The following is a 7,213-nucleotide window of genomic DNA, read 5'->3' on the forward strand; positions in this document are numbered from 1 at the left end:
ATGTACTTAAAGCAAATCGAGATGGTCGGATTTAAATCTTTTGCTGATCGGACTAAACTGACATTTGATACAGGTGTGACGGCCATCGTAGGCCCTAATGGCTCTGGTAAGTCAAATGTCACTGAGAGTTTACGCTGGGCGCTTGGGGAGCAATCTGCTAAGAGTTTACGTGGCGCTAAGATGCCTGATATCATTTTTGCAGGCACACAAAAACGCCGAGCACTTAACTATGCAGAGGTTATCGTCACATTTGATAACTCTGACAATTACTTACCGAGTGAAAAAACAGTTGTTGTGACCCGCAGGCTTTATCGAAACGGCGATAGTGAGTTTTTGATTAATGACAAAAAAGTGCGTTTAAGGGATGTCCATGAATTATTTATGGATACTGGACTTGGTCGGGATAGCTTCTCAATTATTTCTCAAGGTAAAATCGAAGCTATTTTTAATAGCAAACCAGAAGAACGTAGGGCTATTTTTGAGGAAGCTGCGGGTGTTTTAAAGTATAAGACCAGAAAGAAAGAAACTGAGAGTAAACTATCTGCGACGCAAGAAAATATGGATCGCTTAGATGATATTATCTATGAATTAGATGGTCAGCTAACCCCTTTGCGTGCCCAACGTGATGTGGCTTTGAAATTCCGTGAACTTGATGAAAAACGTGGACAACTTGGTTTGTCTGTTTTAGTGGCGCAGCTGATAGCAGAAAAGCGTCAGCACGAACAAATAACAGAAAAGCTTGAGACGGTGTCACGATCGTTAACTGCTATTGATCAGGTCGAAACGGCTGTTTCTCGTGAGCTTGCGAGCTTGAAGCAAAAGCGCAGGGATGTCGAGCAGGCACAAGAAAAGATGCAAGATGAGTTGTTGCTGTTAACAACTGCCAAGTCTGATTTTCAGTCCAAAATCACGATCTATCATAACCAGGCACAAATGTCCCAAAAATCAGAAGCAGAACGGACATCACGTATCAAGCTTCTGTCTGATAAAGTAGCAGAACTGGGCGAAGAACTGACTAAACTATCTGATAAACTGTCTGATAATCAGGCGACTAAATCAGATTTGACAGCACAAATTCAAACACTTGAAAGTAAACTCGCGAATTTATCAGAGAATCCAGAAGATGCGATCGAACGCTTACGGGCTGAATTTGTTGATTTAGTCAATCAGGAAGCACAGTTATCAAATCGCATCACTAAAAATACATCTGAGCTGAATAATATCGTGGCAAATGCTGCGAGTAGATCAGATGAAACTAAATTATTATCAGATAAATATACGACATTAAAAGCTGAATTAGCCGAAACAAGTCAGCAGTCGGCAGACTTAAAAGCCTTGATTGCCCAACTACTTAGCCAGTATCAGACAGCTGAAACGGCAGGTAAGCAACTAGATACTGAGCATGAGCAGCTTCAAACAGGTCTTTTTGCTGCTATGGATACGCTAAATAAAACCAAGGCACGTTTGTCAAGTCTTGAAAATATCAGGGCGTCTCATGCCAACTTCTATCAAGGGGTTAAGGCGGTTTTACAAGCGTCAGATCAATTACCAGGTGTGATAGGCGCAATAGCAGATCTGATTAGGTTTGATAAAAAATATGCGACTGCTATAGACATCGCCCTAGGGGCAGGATCTCAAAACGTTGTCGTATCTGACGAACAGGCAGCAAAAGCAGCCATTAACTTTTTGAAAGCGCAACGCTTAGGCAGAGCCACTTTCCTACCACTGACGACCATTAAACCAAGATACTTTAGTAAGTTAGCGCAAGTCTCAGGTATGCCTGGTTTTGTTGATGTGGCACAAAATTTGGTATCTTACGATGCCCAGTTAGCACCAGCATTATCAAATTTACTAGGCAGTGTCCTGATTGTCGATAATAATGACAATGCAAGCAAGATTGCGCGTGCCTTGAATTTTACGGTACGGATTGTGGCTTTGGATGGGACAGAGATCAGACCAGGTGGCTCTTTTTCCGGTGGTGCGAATAAGAAGCAGTCGACAACCTTTACAAATGTGGAGATCGACGAGTTAACACAACAAGTGATCGGCTTTGATACACAGCTCAGAGCATTAGAAACCCAACTTCAAGACGTGCAGGCCAAGAGGCGTGAAGTAAACGCAACCCTTTCTGACCTCCGTCAAAAAGGTGAAGCGAGTCGTCTTGACAGCCAAGCATGCACCCTAAAAGAGCAAGCACTTTTGGCTACAAAAGCAGATATAGCGAGTCGTCTGGCACTGGCAAATGTGTCTGGTGAGCAGACACGTGTTGATAAACTCAAGGCTGAAAATCTATCCAGTACAGAAAGTCTGGACACGATAGCGGTCGAAAAAGACGAAATCAACACGGCTATTACGCAACTGAAAAGTAGTCAATCAGAAATTAAAGTGATGACGGAGCAGGTAAGACAAGACTTGCAAGGCAAACAATTGGCTTGTAATGACATCCTTTCTGATATCCGGCATGAGACGACTGAAATTAAGCGCTTGACTGCCGAAAAAAGTGCCCTTGATCAAGAAATTAAGGCCTTATCTGCTGAAAATGAGACACAAGATGCAGGCTTAACTGCAGACCGTCTAGCAACACTATCAGAAAACTTGAGCAAGGTCAGTGAAAAATTTGATGCGACCAGCATCAAAATGGTCTCACTTAAGTTTGAGCGTGAAGACTTGACGGCACAACTCGATGAGTTAGAGTCAACTTACGCAACAACCAATAGAGAAAAACAAGATTTGCTTGCTCAAAAAACAAGACTAGCCTTATCATTAGAGTCATTAGAAAGTCTTTTGATAAAACGTCAAAATAAATTAATTGATGAGCATCAGATGAGTTTTGAAGCGGCAAAAGCCTTGGCTCAGGAGCTCACCAACTTACCAGAAAGTGAGCGACAACTCCAAGGACTTGAAACACAAATTCGTAGATTAGGCCCTGTCAATCTGGCAGCTATCGATCAATTTGATGAGGTCAATCAGCGACGTGACTTCTTAAATACGCAAAAAGATGATTTGCTGAATGCCAAAGCCTTGTTAGAAGCGACGATTGATGAGATGGATGATGAGGTCAAGGTTAAATTTAAGACAACTTTTGAAGCGATTAGACTAGCCTTTAAAACCAACTTCACACAGATGTTTGGTGGCGGTCAAGCTGATCTCATCTTGAATTCTGAAAATTTGTTGACCGCAGGTATCGAGATTGATGTGCAACCACCAGGTAAAAAACTGGCGAGTTTGAATCTCATGAGTGGTGGTGAAAAATCTTTGACTGCCTTAGCCTTACTATTCTCGATTATACGCGTTAGAACAGTACCGTTCGTCGTTCTTGATGAAGTTGAAGCAGCCCTAGACGAAGCAAATGTCAAACGATTTGGTGATTATATGACCCGTTTCGATGAAAATAGTCAGTTTATCGTTGTCACCCACAGAAAAGGCACGATGAAGGCTGCTAAAGTCATGTATGGTGTCACCATGCAAGAAGGCGGCATCTCGAAAATCGTGTCCGTAAAACTAAAAGATTTTGTAGCAGCAGAACAAGAAACACCTTAAAGTAGCCATCAGATGTCTTTGTCAAGACATCAAATGTATGATTAATAGATTAGCAGACCTCATTTCTCCTTAGGAAATGAGGTTTTTTGGACTTAGCAAGCTAATCAGGTAGTTTGAAATAATAAGTCAACTCATCAATTAAAACTACCTAGCCTTAGTAGCATCCAGCAAGTCAAAGTCTATATTTTTTGTTATAATGAGAGCTTATATAAAATAAGTCTAGGAAAGCCTTGTTTAAAGGGGTTGTAGGAGTTAGAAAAAGATTTAACTACGCTTTTAACTACGTTCGACTTAAAATTATAACGCTTTTAGGATATTGCTGAATTTTTCTGCAGTATCTTTTTTCTTGTTTTCGGAAAGGTGGCTGTATGTGTTCATGGTAATAGAATAGTCAGCGTGACCCAATCTATGTTGTATCTCTTTTGGGTTGACATCAGCGTTCATCAATAGACTAGCGTGAGTGTGTCTAAAGCCGTGGAAGCCAATATTATGAACCTTTGCACTTTTAAAGTGTACTTGAAGCTTTTGACTTTCGTTGGCATAGGTGTAAGAATGACCGTTGTAAGAAAAGACAGGTATATCCTTTAGAGACAATAAGCCTTTGCTTTGCGTTTTTTTCCAATTTTTCAGCAATTTACAACTATCTTTATCAAGTGATACCGTTCTATTGCTTTGTCTTGTTTTGGCACCATTCTGAACTATTCTACCAGTATCTAAGGTCGTTATAATAGTTTTGTTTACCAAAACAGTCGCATCACTAAAGTCAATATCAGACCATGAGAGAGCTAAGCACTCACCTATACGTAAGCCAGTAGCGAGTAGAAAGTGATACATAGTAACGTGCATCATATTTATTGGGGTATCATCTAAAGTATCAAGGTAAGTCAAGAATTGTTTAAGTTCATCATTATCAAAATACTTGATTTTATTAGTCGTCCTAGCCTTCAGCTTGGGAGGTATCACATTCACGGCAGGGTTGCTATTAATTGCACCTAGTTGCATGCCATGGTCTAATATGCGCTTTATATAGTTAAGCAGTAATTTATAGTCTTTGGAATTCCCCTTACTTCTTTTACCATTGGTTATAGTGGCAGTATTAGCGTTCCTAGCCCACTGATTAACGATACCCTGTAATAGTATAGAATTTATCTTATCAAGCTGATATGAGCCAATAGAGGGTAGTATATAGACCTTTAAAAAGTTTTCAGCTACCCTTATACTATTAACTTTGACTGATAACTTATAACCATCAAACCAGCTCATAGCCAAGGATTTAAAATTACGAAAGATGACTTTTTCCCTTGCAATAGTAGACCCATTACTGATAAAATTATTAATAGCTTGATTAGCTTTGATCTCGCACATTTTACGAGTTTTAGCAGTAGCAGTTGTTCTGACCTGCTTACCTGTTAGACTATCCACGCCAAGATAAATATTAGTTCGGTACATTACTGTACCGTCTTTTTTTGTGACTTTTTTTATATTCATGTTCTCTCCAGTTCTATTGTCAGGCAAGGCAATTGAGGTATGAGAAATGAAATATAGTATATAGCACATAAAAGTTAACCAGTTTACTAGTTGTTTAGATAGGTAAATTTATATTAATATAGGATTATTTAAGGTAACAAGGTAACAAAAGAGTATAAAGCTATATATATCAAGGGGTTAGAGCGTTACCGTTCTAAAAAGTAGAGTAACGCAAGGGTAACACGGTAACGATATATACAACCCTCTTTTTATTATGGATAGTTTCACACACGCGTCGAGTGGGGGTTTTATATATTTATTTGTTATCCTTTACCAGATTAAACCATTTATCAGGGAATCCTATTGATCCTAGTATTTTTGTAGTTTCACAACTAGTGAGATACTTACCTAAGTTTTTTTCTCTTTTTCGTATACTATTACAAAATAAATCAAATTGGTTTTTTGATAAGAAAAGTCGCATAGATAGATGGACGTGAAATACACTGTCTAAATGATTGGGCTCCATATTATTAGCTACTGAACTGTTGTATTTTGCGCGTTTCTTCAGTTTTAGTTTTAATAGCCTATTGTCATGCGCAACTATATTTCGAACTTCATTTAAATTTTCTAAATAACTATCGATTTGACTTGGTTTTAAGTCAATATCTTTATTGTATTCTTTGTTAAAAGTTTCGCTTAAATAATTTGTAATTTCTATTTTATCTTCTAGAAGCATTAATTTATAGAAATTTCGTAATTGCCCAAACTCTAAAAAATTAACCAAAACCCATAAAGGTATTTCTTTTTCTTTTATCATGTAATGGGTAATTGAGTTGTTTAGATATTTTTTGTTATAACGGTTAATTGTCTTTTCTAAAGATGAAAACAGTCTACTTGTTTTTAATGGTTCATTTTGAAAATTGTGTGTATGCAAATAAGCCCAACTTTCGGTATGATTTTTTGAAAAATAGTAAGCTATTGATGTTCGTATAAGTGATTCAGCTTTTTCTATGTATCCAAAGAATGTAACTTTTATATTTTTATCAAACATATATATTGCATATAGTTCTTCAAATGTAGAATTTTCTTTATATTTATTAGTATTACTTTGCAAAAAGCTAGCATGTCCATTAACAATGTCGTAATAGTTTGATCTTAATAATAATTGTTTTGCTTTATCGGGGTCTTTGATAGTCAAACCTCGACTATTCAATAATTTTACTTGCTCATCTAAACTTCTAAACTCTAAAGGCATCCATGTTCTCCAATATAAAAAGAAAATACTCCAACTATAATAGTCAGAGTACTTTCTCAGTCCACAGGCAGACCCTGTGAAGTTATCTTGACTACTATTGTATATTTAAGGGTACGATTTGTCAACAAAAATGTATATTTAACTTTTTAAAAATAATAAACCGTTGTTTTATTTCTTTTAAATTTACTTTATTTCACGCGACTATGCGCTTTTTGATTCGTCTATTCAAAAATTATTTTGACCATGTTTTATTCCGTTGCATATAGTGGTATAGCTCGTCTAGGTCGTACAGGTACTTACTACCATTTTTTACAAAAGATATTTTCTTCTCTTTTCGTAATTTAGTAATCGCATCACGTCCAAAACCTGTTTCTTCTTGAGCTCTAACGATGTTACCGAAACCTCTTTTTTTATTAAGTTTCTTGCCGTCCTCAACACCTTGTAAATACGCTAGCTTGGATTGTTCTCTCAAACTTTTTAAAAATTCATCTCCAAAAATTTGGTTTATTTCCATGTTACTCGTTTCTGCGCATATACGCTTTTTTTCCCTAAATTAATAAATACCCGCGTGACAGTGATAGATTTCTCGCCTTTTACGACTTGTTCATACAGTTCGGGAGACTCTTTTTTAACCTTTTTCATACGCTGAACAGTTGCTGTGCTTGTGTTTGCTAATTCGGCAAGCTTTACATTTGTTCTTTCGTTCTTAACTTCGGGTTCCGAGGAACCCGAAGTTAAATCGTTGCGCTTTCCTTGGTTAGATTTTGCTTGACCTACAATCTCATCAATCAAGTCACTACTGCGTAAGATAATGTCAATACGTTGTGCTGACGTTAAATCGTTGTTTGGCCAGTTTTGGTATTGGGCTCATTTGGTGCCAACACCAATTTTAAAAATTGATTACCGATGGCATCCGCAAAATCCGTCGGTTTAATTTGTTTTAGATAGTTA

The 7,213-nt window shown here is 37.5% G+C and carries 5 protein-coding genes; 1 reads left to right on the forward strand and 4 read right to left on the reverse strand.

What is annotated here, in order from left to right; genetic code table 11:
- Positions 1–3,540 carry a chromosome segregation protein SMC gene (gene smc / locus RU86_RS10505; RefSeq protein WP_096815261.1) on the forward strand — a complete coding sequence of 1,180 codons (3,540 nt, stop codon included), beginning with the start codon at positions 1–3 and terminating at the stop codon, positions 3,538–3,540.
- 297 nt (positions 3,541–3,837) lie between these two features.
- Here the strand turns inward: smc and RU86_RS10510 are convergent, their stop codons facing one another.
- From RU86_RS10510 to RU86_RS10525, 4 genes are all read right to left on the reverse strand, one after another.
- Entirely contained in the window at positions 3,838–5,028 is a 1,191-nt protein-coding gene (locus RU86_RS10510) for a tyrosine-type recombinase/integrase (RefSeq protein ID WP_096815262.1), read from the reverse strand.
- A gap of 295 nt (positions 5,029–5,323) precedes the next feature.
- A complete protein-coding gene (locus RU86_RS10515; RefSeq protein ID WP_096815263.1) occupies positions 5,324–6,262 on the reverse strand; it encodes an Abi family protein in 939 nt (312 codons plus the stop codon).
- A 232-nt stretch (positions 6,263–6,494) separates the two neighbouring features.
- Positions 6,495–6,776: a hypothetical protein gene (locus tag RU86_RS10520; protein ID WP_096815264.1), complete on the reverse strand. Its 282-nt coding sequence runs from the start codon at positions 6,774–6,776 to the stop codon at positions 6,495–6,497.
- Positions 6,767–7,054 carry a hypothetical protein gene (locus RU86_RS10525; RefSeq protein ID WP_096815265.1) on the reverse strand — a complete coding sequence of 96 codons (288 nt, stop codon included), beginning with the start codon at positions 7,052–7,054 and terminating at the stop codon, positions 6,767–6,769. The genes RU86_RS10520 and RU86_RS10525 overlap by 10 nt, the downstream gene beginning before the upstream one ends.
- Positions 7,055–7,213: the final 159 nt, after the last annotated feature.

The organism is Pseudolactococcus piscium (assembly GCF_002441695.1).
Lineage (GTDB): Bacteria > Bacillota > Bacilli > Lactobacillales > Streptococcaceae > Pseudolactococcus > Pseudolactococcus piscium.

Bases quoted from the DNA above. Each gene is read 5' to 3' on its own strand.
- RU86_RS10510 (WP_096815262.1), bottom strand. From the start codon at position 5,028: ATGAATATAAAAAAAGTCACAAAAAAAGACGGTACAGTAATGTACCGA.
- smc (WP_096815261.1), top strand. From the start codon at position 1: ATGTACTTAAAGCAAATCGAGATGGTCGGATTTAAATCTTTTGCTGAT.
- RU86_RS10520 (WP_096815264.1), bottom strand. From the start codon at position 6,776: ATGGAAATAAACCAAATTTTTGGAGATGAATTTTTAAAAAGTTTGAGA.
- RU86_RS10515 (WP_096815263.1), bottom strand. From the start codon at position 6,262: ATGCCTTTAGAGTTTAGAAGTTTAGATGAGCAAGTAAAATTATTGAAT.